Origin of the sequence: Curvibacter microcysteis, from assembly GCF_028649455.1 — a bacterium.
GTDB lineage: Bacteria > Pseudomonadota > Gammaproteobacteria > Burkholderiales > Burkholderiaceae_C > Curvibacter > Curvibacter microcysteis.
In genome coordinates this window covers 1-14079 of the sequence record NZ_JAQSIO010000016.1, presented here as the reverse complement: position 1 = coordinate 14079, position 14079 = coordinate 1, and the positions used below count along the sequence as shown (strand labels likewise).

General features: G+C 61.6%; 27 protein-coding genes. 22 read left to right on the top strand and 5 right to left on the bottom strand.

Translation table 11 applies throughout. The features are described 5' to 3' along the window. Window positions 1–249: 249 nt before the first annotated feature. A complete protein-coding gene (locus tag PSQ39_RS21385) occupies window positions 250–2670 on the bottom strand; it encodes a DUF5906 domain-containing protein (RefSeq protein ID WP_273929667.1) in 2421 nt (806 codons plus the stop codon). A gap of 187 nt (window positions 2671–2857) precedes the next feature. Continuing rightward, complete coding sequence (locus PSQ39_RS21380; RefSeq protein WP_273929666.1) at window positions 2858–3388, bottom strand: phage regulatory CII family protein; 531 nt, start codon at window positions 3386–3388, stop codon at window positions 2858–2860. A gap of 173 nt (window positions 3389–3561) precedes the next feature. On the opposite strand from PSQ39_RS21380, the gene PSQ39_RS21375 reads away from it, so the two are divergent. Both PSQ39_RS21375 and PSQ39_RS21370 read left to right on the top strand, forming a co-directional pair. Next, entirely contained in the window at window positions 3562–3714 is a 153-nt protein-coding gene (locus tag PSQ39_RS21375) for a hypothetical protein (protein WP_273929665.1), read from the top strand. Between the two features lie 72 nt (window positions 3715–3786). Next, window positions 3787–4113, top strand: a complete 327-nt coding sequence (locus PSQ39_RS21370; RefSeq protein WP_273929664.1) for a hypothetical protein — start codon at window positions 3787–3789, stop codon at window positions 4111–4113. Window positions 4114–4243: 130 nt separating this feature from the next. Here the strand turns inward: PSQ39_RS21370 and PSQ39_RS21365 are convergent, their stop codons facing one another. Beyond that, window positions 4244–4591 (bottom strand): hypothetical protein, encoded by a 348-nt coding sequence (locus tag PSQ39_RS21365; RefSeq protein ID WP_273929663.1) that lies wholly within the window; start codon window positions 4589–4591, stop codon window positions 4244–4246. A gap of 34 nt (window positions 4592–4625) precedes the next feature. On the opposite strand from PSQ39_RS21365, the gene PSQ39_RS21360 reads away from it, so the two are divergent. Then, on the top strand, window positions 4626–4886 hold the full coding sequence (locus PSQ39_RS21360; protein WP_273929662.1) for a hypothetical protein: 261 nt from the start codon (window positions 4626–4628) through the stop codon (window positions 4884–4886). Further along, window positions 4876–5364 carry a hypothetical protein gene (locus tag PSQ39_RS21355; protein WP_273929661.1) on the top strand — a complete coding sequence of 163 codons (489 nt, stop codon included), beginning with the start codon at window positions 4876–4878 and terminating at the stop codon, window positions 5362–5364. The genes PSQ39_RS21360 and PSQ39_RS21355 overlap by 11 nt, the downstream gene beginning before the upstream one ends. 62 nt (window positions 5365–5426) lie before the next feature. On the opposite strand, the gene PSQ39_RS21350 is transcribed toward PSQ39_RS21355, so the two are convergent. Continuing rightward, complete coding sequence (locus PSQ39_RS21350) at window positions 5427–5684, bottom strand: transcriptional regulator (RefSeq protein ID WP_273929660.1); 258 nt, start codon at window positions 5682–5684, stop codon at window positions 5427–5429. A gap of 103 nt (window positions 5685–5787) precedes the next feature. Between PSQ39_RS21350 and PSQ39_RS21345 the strand changes: the two genes are divergently transcribed. Both PSQ39_RS21345 and PSQ39_RS21340 read left to right on the top strand, forming a co-directional pair. Continuing rightward, the gene (locus PSQ39_RS21345; RefSeq protein ID WP_273929659.1) at window positions 5788–6414 is read left to right on the top strand and encodes a LexA family transcriptional regulator; all 627 of its coding nucleotides are present in this window, start codon (window positions 5788–5790) and stop codon (window positions 6412–6414) included. A gap of 23 nt (window positions 6415–6437) precedes the next feature. Beyond that, window positions 6438–6857: a hypothetical protein gene (locus PSQ39_RS21340; protein WP_273929658.1), complete on the top strand. Its 420-nt coding sequence runs from the start codon at window positions 6438–6440 to the stop codon at window positions 6855–6857. 2 nt (window positions 6858–6859) lie between these two features. Here the strand turns inward: PSQ39_RS21340 and PSQ39_RS21335 are convergent, their stop codons facing one another. After that, window positions 6860–7138 (bottom strand): hypothetical protein, encoded by a 279-nt coding sequence (locus tag PSQ39_RS21335; RefSeq protein WP_273929657.1) that lies wholly within the window; start codon window positions 7136–7138, stop codon window positions 6860–6862. A 138-nt stretch (window positions 7139–7276) separates the two neighbouring features. Between PSQ39_RS21335 and PSQ39_RS21330 the strand changes: the two genes are divergently transcribed. From PSQ39_RS21330 to PSQ39_RS21255, 16 genes are read left to right on the top strand one after another with little or no spacing between them, the layout of a single operon-like run. Further along, on the top strand, window positions 7277–7498 hold the full coding sequence (locus PSQ39_RS21330; protein WP_273929656.1) for a hypothetical protein: 222 nt from the start codon (window positions 7277–7279) through the stop codon (window positions 7496–7498). Continuing rightward, the gene (locus tag PSQ39_RS21325; protein WP_273929655.1) at window positions 7495–7902 is read left to right on the top strand and encodes a hypothetical protein; all 408 of its coding nucleotides are present in this window, start codon (window positions 7495–7497) and stop codon (window positions 7900–7902) included. Before PSQ39_RS21330 ends, PSQ39_RS21325 begins: the two co-directional genes overlap by 4 nt. Beyond that, a complete protein-coding gene (locus PSQ39_RS21320; RefSeq protein ID WP_273929654.1) occupies window positions 7899–8426 on the top strand; it encodes a hypothetical protein in 528 nt (175 codons plus the stop codon). The genes PSQ39_RS21325 and PSQ39_RS21320 overlap by 4 nt, the downstream gene beginning before the upstream one ends. Further along, a complete protein-coding gene (locus PSQ39_RS21315) occupies window positions 8420–8767 on the top strand; it encodes a hypothetical protein (protein WP_273929653.1) in 348 nt (115 codons plus the stop codon). The genes PSQ39_RS21320 and PSQ39_RS21315 overlap by 7 nt, the downstream gene beginning before the upstream one ends. Beyond that, on the top strand, window positions 8764–8886 hold the full coding sequence (locus tag PSQ39_RS21310) for a hypothetical protein (protein ID WP_273929652.1): 123 nt from the start codon (window positions 8764–8766) through the stop codon (window positions 8884–8886). The genes PSQ39_RS21315 and PSQ39_RS21310 overlap by 4 nt, the downstream gene beginning before the upstream one ends. 14 nt (window positions 8887–8900) lie before the next feature. Continuing rightward, entirely contained in the window at window positions 8901–9254 is a 354-nt protein-coding gene (locus tag PSQ39_RS21305; protein ID WP_273929651.1) for a hypothetical protein, read from the top strand. Beyond that, window positions 9247–9747, top strand: a complete 501-nt coding sequence (locus tag PSQ39_RS21300) for a hypothetical protein (RefSeq protein WP_273929650.1) — start codon at window positions 9247–9249, stop codon at window positions 9745–9747. Before PSQ39_RS21305 ends, PSQ39_RS21300 begins: the two co-directional genes overlap by 8 nt. After that, window positions 9744–10250 (top strand): hypothetical protein, encoded by a 507-nt coding sequence (locus PSQ39_RS21295; protein WP_273929649.1) that lies wholly within the window; start codon window positions 9744–9746, stop codon window positions 10248–10250. The genes PSQ39_RS21300 and PSQ39_RS21295 overlap by 4 nt, the downstream gene beginning before the upstream one ends. Then, window positions 10247–10393: a hypothetical protein gene (locus PSQ39_RS21290; RefSeq protein ID WP_273929648.1), complete on the top strand. Its 147-nt coding sequence runs from the start codon at window positions 10247–10249 to the stop codon at window positions 10391–10393. The genes PSQ39_RS21295 and PSQ39_RS21290 overlap by 4 nt, the downstream gene beginning before the upstream one ends. After that, window positions 10390–10548: a hypothetical protein gene (locus PSQ39_RS21285; RefSeq protein ID WP_273929647.1), complete on the top strand. Its 159-nt coding sequence runs from the start codon at window positions 10390–10392 to the stop codon at window positions 10546–10548. The genes PSQ39_RS21290 and PSQ39_RS21285 overlap by 4 nt, the downstream gene beginning before the upstream one ends. Beyond that, window positions 10545–11900, top strand: coding sequence for a hypothetical protein (locus tag PSQ39_RS21280; RefSeq protein ID WP_273929646.1), 1356 nt, complete (start codon window positions 10545–10547; stop codon window positions 11898–11900). The genes PSQ39_RS21285 and PSQ39_RS21280 overlap by 4 nt, the downstream gene beginning before the upstream one ends. Further along, entirely contained in the window at window positions 11900–12151 is a 252-nt protein-coding gene (locus PSQ39_RS21275; protein ID WP_273929645.1) for a hypothetical protein, read from the top strand. Before PSQ39_RS21280 ends, PSQ39_RS21275 begins: the two co-directional genes overlap by 1 nt. A gap of 1 nt (window position 12152) precedes the next feature. Next, the gene (locus PSQ39_RS21270; protein WP_273929644.1) at window positions 12153–12560 is read left to right on the top strand and encodes a hypothetical protein; all 408 of its coding nucleotides are present in this window, start codon (window positions 12153–12155) and stop codon (window positions 12558–12560) included. Beyond that, window positions 12553–12762, top strand: a complete 210-nt coding sequence (locus tag PSQ39_RS21265; protein WP_273929643.1) for a hypothetical protein — start codon at window positions 12553–12555, stop codon at window positions 12760–12762. The genes PSQ39_RS21270 and PSQ39_RS21265 overlap by 8 nt, the downstream gene beginning before the upstream one ends. Further along, window positions 12734–12943: a DUF4224 domain-containing protein gene (locus PSQ39_RS21260; RefSeq protein ID WP_273929642.1), complete on the top strand. Its 210-nt coding sequence runs from the start codon at window positions 12734–12736 to the stop codon at window positions 12941–12943. Before PSQ39_RS21265 ends, PSQ39_RS21260 begins: the two co-directional genes overlap by 29 nt. 53 nt (window positions 12944–12996) lie before the next feature. Beyond that, window positions 12997–13962 carry an integrase gene (locus tag PSQ39_RS21255; RefSeq protein WP_273929641.1) on the top strand — a complete coding sequence of 322 codons (966 nt, stop codon included), beginning with the start codon at window positions 12997–12999 and terminating at the stop codon, window positions 13960–13962. Window positions 13963–14079: the final 117 nt, after the last annotated feature.

Below are 14079 nucleotides of genomic sequence, written 5' to 3'. Positions count from 1 at the left end.
TGCGGCATGCGGGAACACGCAAACCCGCATGGAATAAGGCGTGTGCGGTATGTGCGGTATGTGCGGTATGTAGATGGGTGTGTGCATGCGCACCTGCACGGGTGTGTGTGCGCGCCCGCCCGCCTGCCCGTGTAAGGGCTGATACCGCACATGCCGCACAAGCCAATGAAATCAAGGGGTTTGACCCGCACGGGATACCGCACGCGATACCGCACATGCCGCACAAATTGGGGTGTTGCAGGGCGTGGGTCACAGTGCGGCTCCCCGGTAGTCCTTGAGGGACTGCTGAAAAGCGTGGATGCGTTCACCGAACCAGGTGGACTCACGGGTGCCAGGGGGCAACTCGTGACCGCCGGGCATGCTGACGATGGCCGCGGGGCCTTTGTCGCTTGTGCCGTCGATGGAGTAGCGCTTTCGATCGGTGCGGGCCTTGTGCTTGCGCATGAGGGCATTGCTGAACTTAGGCAAGTTGAGGGCCTTGAGCCCGACACGCCCACACCAGACCGTATAGAGGGTGTAGAGGTCGGTGCTGAGCGCCGGCAGCAGCAGGCCCACGGATGAGGTTTTGGCGGGGAAGCCGTCAATGTCACCCGACTCAAAGGCTTGGACAAAGCGGCTGGGGCTGTCTTTGCTAAGGTCCACCAGCTCGCGCTTGGCATCGGTCATGGGTGGCAACGTGGCAGGGCCAAAGTCGCCCAGGTCCAGGTGCAGCAGGTAGTCATGCAGAGCGGCCACGCCGCCGTTGTCGATCTCGGCCTTGATGCCTTGGTAGAACTCAGGGCTGAGCTTCTCTGGCGTCCAGATGACGGTGTGGCGCCGATCGTCTTCCTCGAGCACCACGGGCATGGCCTCATTGGAGAGGAACACCATGTTGACGTGGTTGCGTTCCTCATAGGCCGCCATGTTCTTGGGGTTGATGCGGATCCATTCCCCGGTGATGAATGCCTTGAGCTTGTTCTTGATGTGGTACAGGTCCGAGCGGGCCACCACCTCATCGGCAATCAGGAACAGCTTGCGGCTGGCCCAGTCGTTGAACTTGTCCTCGATAGCGCTCTGGTCGATCACCCGGCCGTAGCGGCCATAGATGTCCATGATGGCCTCAAAGAACATGTTCTTACCCGTGCCCTGTGGGCCGTGGATGACCAAGGTGGTCTTCATCTTGGCGCCAGGGTGCTGGATGGGGTAGGCCAGCCAACGCAGCACCCATGTGTAGAGCTGGTCGGGGCGGCTGTCCTCGGCGCACATGTACTGCAGCAGGGCTAGCAGGTTTTCACAGCGCCCTGCTTGCGGCGTGGTAGGCCAGCCGGACCACAGGTTGCAGTGGATGTTCGGGTCGGTGCAGGCCGGGTCGAAGCCGACTTCGGAGACACGAACCAGTTTCTTGTCGGGGTGCTCGGCCCACTCGCGGTGCAGGTTGCGGGTGAGGCAGGCGTCGCGCATGTCGCTCAGCGCGACCAGCACATGTTCCTGGTGGTCAAACACAGTGCCACCTTGGCCATAGACCAGGGCGTAACGGTCCAGCAGCTCATCGAGGGAGTCGATCGGCTTGAGCGGGTCGCGCTCAGGCTTATCCCCCTCCCCCTGTTTGGCGCTGATGCGCAGGGCGGCCGGGGCGAGACGCCAGCCCAATGCCAGGAGGCGGGTCTCCACCTGGGAGCGCACGACATGTAGGCCCTCGGCCAGATGCAGGTCATTGAAGTCGTTGAGCTTGGTGCCCTTGTCCATCCAGGCCTGGCGCACGGCAGCAAGGTCCGCGAAGGCTGGGGCCATCCAGGCGCCGCCCACTGACATGGCGGCTGCGCTGGCCGAGGTGATGCCGGCATTGCCCGCGCGGTGCGGCTGACCGCAGTGGGGGCAGATGGGACCATCGGCCACCCACACGCGCTGGCGGCAGCCCTCGACCTGGCATTTTTGGGTCTGGTCATCGTCAGCGCAGATCAGCAGCTTGGCGGTCTTGTAGCGCTTGTGCAGCGCCTCGGACACTGGGCCCAGATTGCCCGCATCGAAGGCAACAGCCACCGGCAGGCCGCTGGCTTCGTGCAGGCTGGCCGCCGTGGCGTAGCCCTCGGCCACCAGGATGATTGGGCCTGGCATGCCCAGCATGTGGAAGTGGCCCTTCTTGACCAGGCCGGTGGGCCAGTACTCCTTGGCCATCTTGCGGCTGGTGCTGCTGCGGATGATCTGCAGGCCATGGATGCCGCCCATCACATCCAGCATCGGGATCACGATGGAACCCTCGGCCGTGTAGCGCACGCCATGGCCGCGGATCCCCTTGCGGGCCAGGTAGTCGCACTCGCCCTGCTCTGAATATCGGCGCCAGGCTTTGCCGGCCGCCTGGGCGGCGCGTTCGGCGTCGGCTTTGCGCTCAGCTTCGACGCGGCGGCGGTCTTCCTCGAGGCGCTTGCGCAGGCTGGCTTTCTGGTCTTGGCTGAGATCCTGCTTGCGCAGCTCGACTTTGGTCGAGTGGTTCTCATTGCCACGCCAGACGCCATAGGTGCCGACGATCAGGTCATCACCGTTGTCCAGGCGCATCTCGTGCAGCAGGTACCAGCCCCGCTTTTCCTTGTCGCCCTCAACCTTGACGCGGCGCAGGCGCCCCACATCCAGGCTGTCGACCAGGAGGCCAGCCCCTTGCAGCTGGGCCAGGACATCATCGTAATTCGACGCCATCAGTAACTTTCACCACCGCTGTCTACACACTGCGCGGGGCTCGAATTACCCGCTTGCATGAATTCCAGGAGGGACCCACTTCCGGCGCACCGAAGTGGTGCACCCACCAGCCGACCGCGAAAGCCTGCGGCCGACCGCGAAATCGCTGTCGCGCCCTTCACACCTGGGGAAATGGGGCTCACCACCATCACAAACCTCCCGGGGCCTGGCGCATCCGGCCACGCAGGGCGGCCAGCATGTGGCCAATGCGGGCCTGCAGCTCAGCGGCCTGGTACTCGGCCCGGCGCATTTCATTGCGGCTGACCGGGTTGTCATGGTTCAACGGGTCGGCCACCGAGCGCACGAACTCAGCGAACTCCACCTGCAGCTCCATGAACACCTGCACCGGGTCACCCCCGTACTGATCAGGGGTGGCGGCCTGCACCGTGTGGCCCAGCGCCTCGGCCATGGCCCGCAGCACTGTGACGTTGCCGCTCATGTGCTGCAGCGTCACCAGCTCGCGCGGGTGCAGGTTGTGGGTCGTGGTGTTGGGGTTGGCCTTGTGCGTCAGCGTGTTGGCCGACATACCCATGCGGGCCGCCAGAGCAGCCACGCCACCCGGGTGGCTGTGCACCGTGTGGTAGATCGCATCCTCGATGCTCATGCCCTCCGGGGTGGAGGGCGGCACCTCGTCCGCGCCATAGGCGTGGGCGGGCGGAACTGAGACAGTTGCTTTCATGACGAGATCACTCCGAAAAGACAGGGCCCAGGCCGCGCCGGCATGCAACACCCAGCGTGGTGCGAGTGCCCACGCTGCGAATCCATTGGGGCAGGAGTTGACCCCGGCACATACCGGCCGCTCGTGCGGCCTGGGCAAAAACGACGCTCATCAACCTGAAAGGAATCAGAGCCATGGACAACGCACAGACCACCGAGCCCACGCTGGAGCAGTTGCTGCACAACGCCTTGATGCAGGTGGCCAAGCCATTGCTGGACGAGCAGGCGCGGCTGACGCAGCGCATCGAGCAGCTGGAGTGCCAGGTGGCTGCGCTGCAGGCGAGATGACTGCGATTGGTGCCCATCCGCTTCCGGCTTACGATGGAAGATCCCACACAACCAAAAGCGAAAGGGATGGACATGAAACTGACCGAAGACAAAAAAGGGCTCAGCATCAAACTGGATCGAACGCTGACAGCCAAGAACTTAGATGCGCTGATCAGCCGACTGGGCATATTGAGATCAAGCATGACACCACCAGTACCACTGACCATTGCGGACATTGGGCCGGACGGCCCATCAACGTCAGAGAACAATCCTTCAGTCATTGCGACCGGTCTCCCGGATGGTCGCTTGCGCCTGTGGATTCGCAGCGACAGCCTGGGCTGGTTGGTTTTCAACTTCGACCCCGAGATCGCGACGGCGCTGCAACTCGAGCTCACAGAGATAAACGGCGCCAGGGGGTAGCTCTTCAGCCAACAACTCAGCCAAGGTCTGAGGCTTGCATCGCTCAGGTCGACCAGCAATGTAGACAGCCATACCAGGCACCTCTTCTGCAAGAAGTTCAGCAACAGTGGGGATTCGACGGCTACTCATATCAGCTCGCAATCGAAACCAGAATCGGCTGGGTATCACCTTCTAAAAGACGCCTGATCGCCTGCAACTCAGCCAGGATCAGCGCCAGGGGGTTACCCTTTTCGAGCGAGATAGGCTTGTCGCTCCACAGCGGGGGGAACGGCAATCCGCCGAGTGTGGTGGCAGATTGCGCTTTCGGCACCACCGCTCCCCCCTCATGGATGAGGTGCACCGGGGCACCCCCGCGCTTCAGGATCGAACGCAGCGCCTCCACCTCTTCCTTGGTCAGAGGGGGCACTGCCTCCGCCACATCCAGATCCGTCACCGGCTCGCAGCCTTGGCTGCACTTGTTGCACGCTTGGTCACACATGGGGTTCTCCTTGGGGTTAACGAAATCTCTGAACTTGAGCCGCTTTCTCCGCAGCCTCGCGCCGCTCCTCACTGCCCGACATCCTGAAAAGGAAGATCCAGCACATCACAGCAGCGAGAACTGCGACCTGACCCACGAAAAAAGCAGCAATCCAGTTCGGCATGAGGGACGCCATGTAAAAGCCCAGCACAGAGCCTTCAAATTGAATGAACGCCATAACCAGCTCAGAGGGCCTGTGCGTCAGATAAAACTTTCTCATCACATCAACCTTTCAGGGATTCACCATGAGCAGTGAAATCGGAGCCGCGCTCAGCGGGCTTGTTGGATTGGTCGGCGTTGCCAAGGCAGCCATGGACACCAGGGACTGGGCGAAGCTCAGCGAGACAAGCGCCAAACTGAACGAACAAATCATCAAGGCGCAGCAGGCAGTCATCGACGGACAAAGCACCCAGGCGGCGTTGGTTGCAAAGCTCGCCGAGGCGAACGAGAAAATTCGCCAATTGGAGGCCGCCGCAGCCAAGAAGGCTGAGCACCGCGTGGTCGAAGTTGACGAGGGTGTCTTCGTTCTTGAGTTGCTGGATAACCGCGAAGTTTTCCAGGTGCCAGGAGTTGGCCTGTATCGCACCCCCAAGCGCTACGCTTGTCAGCCGTGCCTGGAGGTCTTGGGCAAGAGCGTCTTGCTGCGTTACCACCCGGGAAACGAAATGTGCCCGCCCGATCTGACCTGCCCCAGCTGCAAGACCAGCATCGGCTTGAGCAAGAAGCTCACGTGATCGCTGCCGTGCAATCGCTTCAAAGTAGCTGGGTGGCGGACGGCGTGGTGGTACTTGGGGATTCATGCCTGCACGTCCTGTGCCTGGGTGCGGCGGGTGCGCTCGGGCAGATTGTTTCGCAGCACCGTCCAATCGATATCGGGGTTCAGTTCTTCGCAACGCACGCCGGTCATACGCTCAATTTTTGGGCAGTGCTCTGGCGGCGTGGTGCGCCCGGGCAGCTTCCAGTGGTTAACAGCGCCACGGGTTACGCCGAGGCAGCGAGCCAGCTCCGCAAGGGAGCCGACAACTTTCGCTGCACGATCAATGGGGTGTTCCATGCTTGAGCCTTCCGTCGAACAATTGCGCAAGTCTATTTTAAATAGACCAGAAGGTCAAGCAATACTAGACCAATACCGTCTATCAAACCTATACGATCGGCGCATGGAACTGAAGCACTGGGTCAAAGCCGCGCGCGGAAAGCTGACGTTGGAGCAGCTTGGCGAGAAGCTAGGTCGCGGCAAAGGCGCTGTCGGGCACTGGGAAACTGGCAAAACCAAGCCTAGTTTTGACCAAGTGATGGCCATTCACGAGTTGACCGGGTTTCCATTGCCGGGCGACTTGATTGATCAACAAGACGGGTTCGAGCAAGCAGGCACACCAAAGACCACGCGCCGAACGCCAGTCGTAGGGACGGCAAAGATGGGCGAGGATGGTTTTTACGAGGAACTGCAGTATCCGGGTGGCCACGGCGACGGCTACGTGGATGGGTACAGTTCTGACCCCAGCGCTTACGCTCTGCGGGTGAAGGGCGACAGCATGCATCCGGCAATCCGTCACGGGTCGTTTGTCATCGTTGAGCCGCATGGCAGGCCCGTGCCTGGCGAATACGTTGCTATTGCACTCAAGGATGGCTCCAAGATGGTTAAAGAGCTGGTCATTGAGCGCACCCACGAAGTGGTCATTGAATCGGTAAACGGCAACCATCGTCGCACTATTGATCGCGATGATCTGGAGTGGATACACCCGGTGGCGGCAGTAGTGGCGGCCTCGAAGTGGCAGCCCAAATAACAAAAAAAATGGGAGGATGGGTGATGCGCGAGAACCCAGACGGGAAGCAATCGATAGCGGAGGCGATCAAGGCCGCCCCCAAGGCACCGCGCCTTGCGGATGTGGAAATTCCGATGCCGCCAGAGCAGGAAATTGCGCAGCCAATGTACCGGCCATTCTTTCCTGAGCCACCGCCGACCCCTATCAGCCTCAAGCTCGAAGATCTTCGCGCAATGAACGAGGATCAGTTGATGCGATTTCTGACGACAGAAATCCGGCACGAACAAAGGCCGCTTGACGATGGCACAAAGATGGCGATCACAAGCGAACTATTGCGCCGTCAAGCGGAAAAGTTCAAACGGCCCGCTTGGTGGAAAGACCACAATTTCTGGCTAGGGTTCGTTGCTGCCGCAACAGGAACCGTAGCAGTCGCGTTGGCCATCCGCGACCTTCTGGTGAAATAGCCTCACCCAAATAGCCAACTCAATGCCCCGCGATGCCACAGATCAATCAAAGTGATGAAATCGGATAGGATGCAGATCAAAAAGCAGATCCTGGTGAGGCGATAGGCGCGCCGTGGCACCAAAAACGCCCCGGGCGGGATGTAGCCCCAATCCCCCCGCTCTTTTTCTTCGCGCTCCCTGCGCATTCGATCGCGATTGATCGTGCGCCGCAGGCGCCACTTAGCCCAACGACCCATCAACCCGCCCTCAGCGGGTTTTTTTTCGTCTATCGACTTCTGCATCGTCACTCCTAGTTCGCCGGGATAGCATCAAGTGGATTCTACTTCTAGTAGACTTTTTGTCTATTAACGCTTGACTGCTATCGTCTATTAAAATTAGACTTCACTCCGCGCCCTACCCATCAGGGCCAGGAGTGAAAAATGTCCCCCACCACCACCGAGATCCGCCCTCTGCGCAGCTACCGCGCAGTGCTGATCCCCAAGGGCCTGGACCTCAACCAGGTTGAAACCAAGGCTGACGCCGGCACCCTGCCGACCATCCGCGTCAAGGCCCGCTGCAGCGACCGCGCCCAGGCCGCCGCCCACCACGTCACCGGCTTGCCGGTGTTGCGCGTCGAGCGCGTGGAAGGGGGTGCCGCATGAAGGTTTATTTGGAGCAAACCCTTGATAGCGCACTCACGGCAAATGCGCTGCCCCATGCCTTTGGACAGGCTTTGCTGCGAGCGCATATCAGTTCTGCACTGGAACTGTTTAACTACACATCGCCCGACACCAAGCTTTCGAGCCTCTCAGGCCTCACCAAAAAACACTACGTCGAAGTCATCATCTATCTGCTTTGGCTGCTGAAGAATGCCATCGCCGACGAGTCGAAAACCGATTCCAAGCGATTGGAAATGGCCACTGGGCTTGTTGCAGCCATGATTTCCAGCACCCATGGGGACATTGGCGGCAGGGACCAAGCTCGGCAGTTCGCAGAGATCGCACTGGACATGGTTGATGCACTCGAGTCGAAAGAGTCGATTCGCGTGGAAGGGGGTGCAGCATGAGCACCCATCAAGAACAGGCCACCTTTGGCCATCTGCATCAAATCCAGGCGGCCATTGAAGGATTGCTGGCCCGCGCCATCAAGTGCATGGTGTATGCAGTTGAAGACAACCGTGAGGCCACCTTCCTGTACTGGCGCGGGCAGGCTGACGCACTGCGCCTGATTGCACAGCTGCCGGAAAACGATTACCTGTTCAACAAGTTACGCGAACCCTATAGCCCGGAGGCCAGCATTCAGACTGCATGCCACCTGCTGGGCGCAAACATCGTAAACATTACCTTTGCCCATGCCAAAGAGCTGTTGCGGCCCTGCTTGAGTGGGATCGCCAACGACCTCGGCGCCGACCGTGAGTTCAACCTCCGCGAGCAGCTCGTAGGCAGTGAACCCAAAGCCAGCCAGGCTGTAGTCCACCAGAAACATACCTCGGCTGCGGTTGATGGTATGAATCAATCCGTTGGTTTGCATGCGCCTCTCCTTTTTGGTAAGGCCATTGTGCCGCGCACCTATGGGAGTGCCGCATGCTGATCCGCCCCCGAATCCTCCTGGCCACGTTTGTCGGCGCGCTCGCCTGGCTGGCCCTGAATGCCGCCCTTGATGGCCAACCCACCGAACACCAGGCCGCCCAAGCCGTGGCCGCGCAGGTCCAAGCCGTGGCCCTGGACCACAACCAGATCGCCGCAGACGTGCTGTTTGAACAGCGTGTGCAACGCACGGGCGACATGCTGTGCATCCGCACCGCTGGCCCGGGCACCCGCGCAGTGTGGTCCGGCCCCGATGAAACGCTGCGCTGCGTTCGCCGAGGCGATGGCGATGGCCAGCCGCGCAAGGGTGGCGACCGCCTGATGCTGGCCGAGGTAGCACGATGAAAACCCGCGCCCGCGACTGGATCGCCGACGCCCTCGCCTCCGCGGCGCTGCTGGTCCCACTGCTCTGCGCCGTTTTCGTCATCGTCGGCCTTTGCGTGATGTTCATCCGCTTGTTCTGACCCCGGAGGCCTACATGCCCACCACTGTCACTGCACTGATGTTCATGCCGCGCGCTCGGCCGGAGGCCAGCACTGCCCGCGACGGCACTTTCCAGCTGACCCTGCGCCTGCTGGACCGGCTGGGCCCAGGCCGCACTGAGGCTTGGCTGGCTCATTGGGCTGGCCCTGCTGCACAGACGTGGTGGGCACAGCACCAAAGCGAACTGCAACCAGGTACGCCGGTGCGGGTGCAGCTTACCTGCCCGCGCACGCACTTTGACCGCCTGGCGCGCTCCCCTGAAATCCATGCCCGGGTTGAGTCCCTGGCCATCGAACCCCGGCACCCAGCCGACCACATCACTAAAACCCGTGAGGACCAGCATGCGTAACGTCCAAGAATCCATGACCGTGATCTGCACCGGCCGCCCCTGGGCGCCCAAGAACATTGGCCTGCTCAAGACAATCCAAAACCTGGGCGAAGTCAACCTCAAATCCCTGGCTAAAGCGCTCCCCAAGGAGGATGACCAGATCGACCTGTCGGGCCGCCTGCGCGGTATGGCCAAGCGGGGCTATGTGTGTGTTTGCCGACGCGAAGGCCCGCGCCAACCGGTTTACAGCATCACCAGCGCTGGCACTGAAGTCATCCAAACATCGGGGGCGCGTGTCATCAAGTCGCCGGGGGTGAGCTCCAAAGAAAAAGCCGCTGAGGTACAGGTCAAGCACTACCTCCCGACCGTGTACCAAGGCCAGGAACTGCGCCCCTACCAAGGCCGCCCCGGCGCCATGGATGCGTTTGCGCTGCCCAGCCGCATGGGCCAGCGCCTGCATTACCGCGACGGGCGGGTGGAGCTGATCGAGCAGACCACCGGAGCCGCAGCATGAACCGCGCCGACCGCCGCGCCGCTGCCCGCCAGCAGCGCCATCACACCAAACCCACAGCCCGCAAATGCGAGGCCCTGGGCAGCCCAGTGGGCATCGCCGCCCTGCAGTCTGAAATTGCCAAGAACATCGCCGCCCTGCGCGTCAATGCAGGCCTGGCCACCTGGCTGGGCGCAGACCCCGCCAAGCTGCTGGGCGAGCTGGGCCAACTGCTGTTCATGACCTGCTACTGCATCAATCAAGGCTGGGGCGATCCAGAGTACGCGGACGTGAACATCATGATGGGCATGGCTGAAAGCCTGGGCGACATCCAGATCGCTAACTGGCGGCTGGAGGAGCTGCGCCCGAGCCTGCAGGTGGGCATGCTGGCCCTGCAGCGCGTCATGGACACCATGGGCCCCCTGCAGCTGGCCACCGGCGCCGTGCAGCTGCAGGCCCTGTTGGATGCGGGATATGACTTGGGGACGCAGATGCTGCGCGAGATGGTGAGTGGGAGGGCAGCATGACCACCTCCACCCTCTTCGCCCTCGCCGCACTGATCTGCTGGGCGCAGCTCTGCACCCAGCGCACGCTGGCCATCTGGCTCTGGATCTACACGGGACTCGCACTGGTGTTCATGGCGCTGGAAATGTGGGGGCCGTTCGCATGACCCGCGACCCCAAAACCCAAGCCACCCATTTCGGCCTGATCCTCGGCACCCCGCTCGACCTGGGCTACAGCCACCGAGAGATCAGGGCCATGTTCACACTGGAAAAAATCCGCGCCGGGGCTGAGATCCTGCGGCGCATCAAGGAGGCGGCATGACCAAAGAACACCAACCTGAGGCCCTGCGCCTCGCCGATCGTCTTTGCGGAGGAGATTGGTACAAAATGCCATTTAGCGACATGGAGGCAGCAGGCCGCGAACTCCGCCGCTTGCAGGCTGAGAACGAGCAGTTGCGCGCCCAGGTGGCCCAATCCGAGGCGCCTACCGGCCCGCAGCCCAGCGCCATCCTGCCAGCGTTCATCGGCACGCCAAAGCGCAAGCTCGATGAGCTGCTGGACCAGGGCTTCCAGGTCTCAGGCTTCGCGATTGAGCGCCAGGCCGAAGGCGCCAGGCCGCAGCGTGGTTTCATCACGACCGACGGCCTCGTCGGCTGGTGGCAGCCCGACACCACGGCTGAACTGGAGCGGCTGCGCGCCCAGGTGGAGGCGCTGACTAAGCTGTCCGTCACCAACGTCATGCTGGATGTGGTGCCAGGATATGACGGGGAGGGCTGCGAAGTCTTTGCCAAGTCAGTTGCCGAGGTAGAGGAAGCACTGGGGCGACTGGGCCTTGAGGTGGAGGACTGGAGGTGCGGCATCAAACGATTGCAGCCCGAGCCGCTGACACGGCCAGCCGTGCCGGAGCACGTCAGAGAAGCGCAAGCCGCCGTAGCGCGTGATCTTGAGGTTTACCACCGGGTCGCGGATCGTCGCCGGGCCGCGTTGCCCCACCCAGACGACATCGCCATTGACGGCTTTGCTGCCGACCTCAAGGTCAAGATGGCTGGGTCTCGGGCCAAGGGTCGCAGTGGCTGGGAAACCTGCCCACCCGAGTTGCTTTCCAAGATGCTGCGCGAGCATGTCGAAAAAGGCGACCCACGCGATGTAGCCATCATCTCCATGATGCACTGGTACATGGGAGCTGGGATTGCCCCGCAGCCCGAACAGGCGACACGGCCAGCCGTTCAAGTGGGCTCATGGTCGTGGTTGCGCGGGGTTATCGGAGGGCTCGCAAAGCACCGGCACAAGATGGAGGGCACAGGGCAAACTCACACATTCGTTGTTCTGGACGATGTGTTGGGGTGGGTAGACGAAGGTGAGAAGCGCGCCAAGCTCGTAGCCCCGCAGCCCGAGGCCTACGCGACACTCACACCTGACGAGGTGCGCGACCTGACCTGCATGTACTCAGGCGCCCCTTGGCCAGATGCTTACCTGGCATCGCTGGGTGGGCTCATCGCAATCTATGAGCAACTGCGCGGGGAGGGAAAGCGTCCGGTGGATCCGGCCACGGTGCCCGAGCGCTGCACCTCTTGCGATGGCACCGGCGACGTGACCGACCAGATCGGCGAGTGGCGAGGCTACTGCATCTGCGAGGCAGGCCAATCGCTCAAGGCACAGAAAGGCGGTGCGTGATGGAAGAACCAATCGTCTCCGACGCTGAAATTGAGCAAGCCTTCCGGGGCACCAATTTCGGCAGTGCCGACCACCGCAAACTGCTGAACGTCAGCGTACTCAAGGCGCTGGTCGGATACCACTGTGGACACACCATCACCACGATCATGCAGGACCTCAAGCTGATCGGGAAAACCTGCAAACCGACAAAACGGGGCGTCCGGCTGGTGCGTGAGGCATACAACCATCTGATGATTCGGGATGGGGGTTGATATGCGTGATCAAGTCCCCCGCCAAGAGTTCGACCACAAAACAGCCGGCGCGCTCCTCGATGGCCGCAAGGTCAGCGACGAGGCCATTCGCAGCTTTGTCGCAGCCTCCCGCGCCGCGCATGACGACCGGGAATCCCTGCGGGGCGTACTGCAAGTGGTCCTCGAAGAAGTTGCAACCCGTGACGCCGAAATCAAGCTACTCAAGGAGGCGCTGCTGAAAGCCGAGGAGGATGCGGAGCGCTATCGGTGGCTGAGGGGGCGATCTGCTTGGACGCTGATCAGCGCCAACGGCATCACGCGACTGGCGCACCGATTGCCCGTCTCATTCACGCCCATCGAGCAAAACGCCGACGATTACGACGCCGCAATTGACGCTGCCCGCGCAGCAAAGGGAGGCGCTGATGGCTGACCTCACGACCTGGGCCCGCCCCAATCTCGAAAAACTGGCCACCGACCTGCTGGCCAAGAACAAAGAGCTGCGCGCCGAGCGCGACACCGCACTGGCCGCCTGGCGGGCTGAGGTCTGCCGGGCTGCTGGGGCTGCTGCCACCACTGAACAACATCAAGAAAATGGAGAGGATCATGGAAAACGAATTTCTGTCATCGGATGAGATCCGCGCGATGACTGGCGTTCGCTGCCTGGATGATCAGGAGCGCGTGCTCAAGGCCGATGGCATTCCGTACAAGCGCCGCGGTCGACGCCTGATCGTGTCTCGCTTTCACACGCGAGAATGGCTGTCAGGCCGCGTTGTGACACCCTCGCGCGGCCCCAACTTGGCACTGGTGCGATGACTGGACAATATCCCCGCCTCAGATCACACACGCGCAAGCGCAAAAGCGGGCGCGTGGTGACTTACTACTTCTATGACCGGCGACTGGACGGCGAGCCTGATGTTCCGCTGGGTACCGATTTCGACCAGGCCATCAAGAAGTGGGATGAGATCCACAACAAAGCCCCCCGCATCGTCGGCACTCTAGAAGAAGCCTTCAGCCGCTGGGAAAAAGAGGTGCTGCCCACCTACACCAGCATCGAGACCAAAAAGGGCTACGCGAAAAACCTGCGCACCATCCGCCCGATTTTTGCCGACTCAACATGGGACCAGGTGGACATGCCGTCGATCAAGGGGTATTTGAAAGCCCGGTCGGCCAAAACCCAGGGCAACCGGGAAATGTCACTGCTGTCGATCATCTGGAACTGGGCCCGCGGCGAAGGTCTGACACGCCTGCCGTGGCCTGCCGCGGGGATGGAGCGATCCAAGTGGAAAAACAAGGAAACGCCCCGCCGCATGGTAGTGACCGACCAGCTGTTTGAGGCCCTGTACGCCGAGGGCAACCAGCTGCTGCGCGACTGCATGGACCTCAGTACCGCAACAGGCATGCGCCTCACCGACTGCATCACCGTCCTGATGCCACGCAACGACATGCTGCGCCTGGAAGCCAGCAAAACCGGCAAAGAGGCCGACTACGACATCAATGTCAGCCAGGTACTGCCCGAGCTGGTGGCCCGGCGCAAAGCCATGCGCACGAACCACCTGATGCTGCTATCCACAGAGGACGGCAAACGAGTGACCCACACCACGCTGCGCTACTGGTACGACAAAGCCAGAAACCAGGCCTATGTGAAAGCCGCCCTGGCCAACGATGATGAATTCATGCGTGAGATCAGACGTCTGGTGCTGCGCGACATGCGCAAGCGGGCCGCGCAACTGGCCGGCGGATTGGATGAGGCCAGCGCCCTGCTACAGCACAACGACAAGCGCCTGACTCAGCGTCATTACGGCGCAGTAGCCAAGCTCAAACCGACCCGCTAAAAGTGTTCCGCTTTTCGGATTTCTCACTCGGGAGGTTTTGAGCGCAAAAGCGGAACGTTTTGGGCCTAAGTCATTGATTCAATTGAGTTTCGCTTAGGACTCAAAATCCCCCGCCGC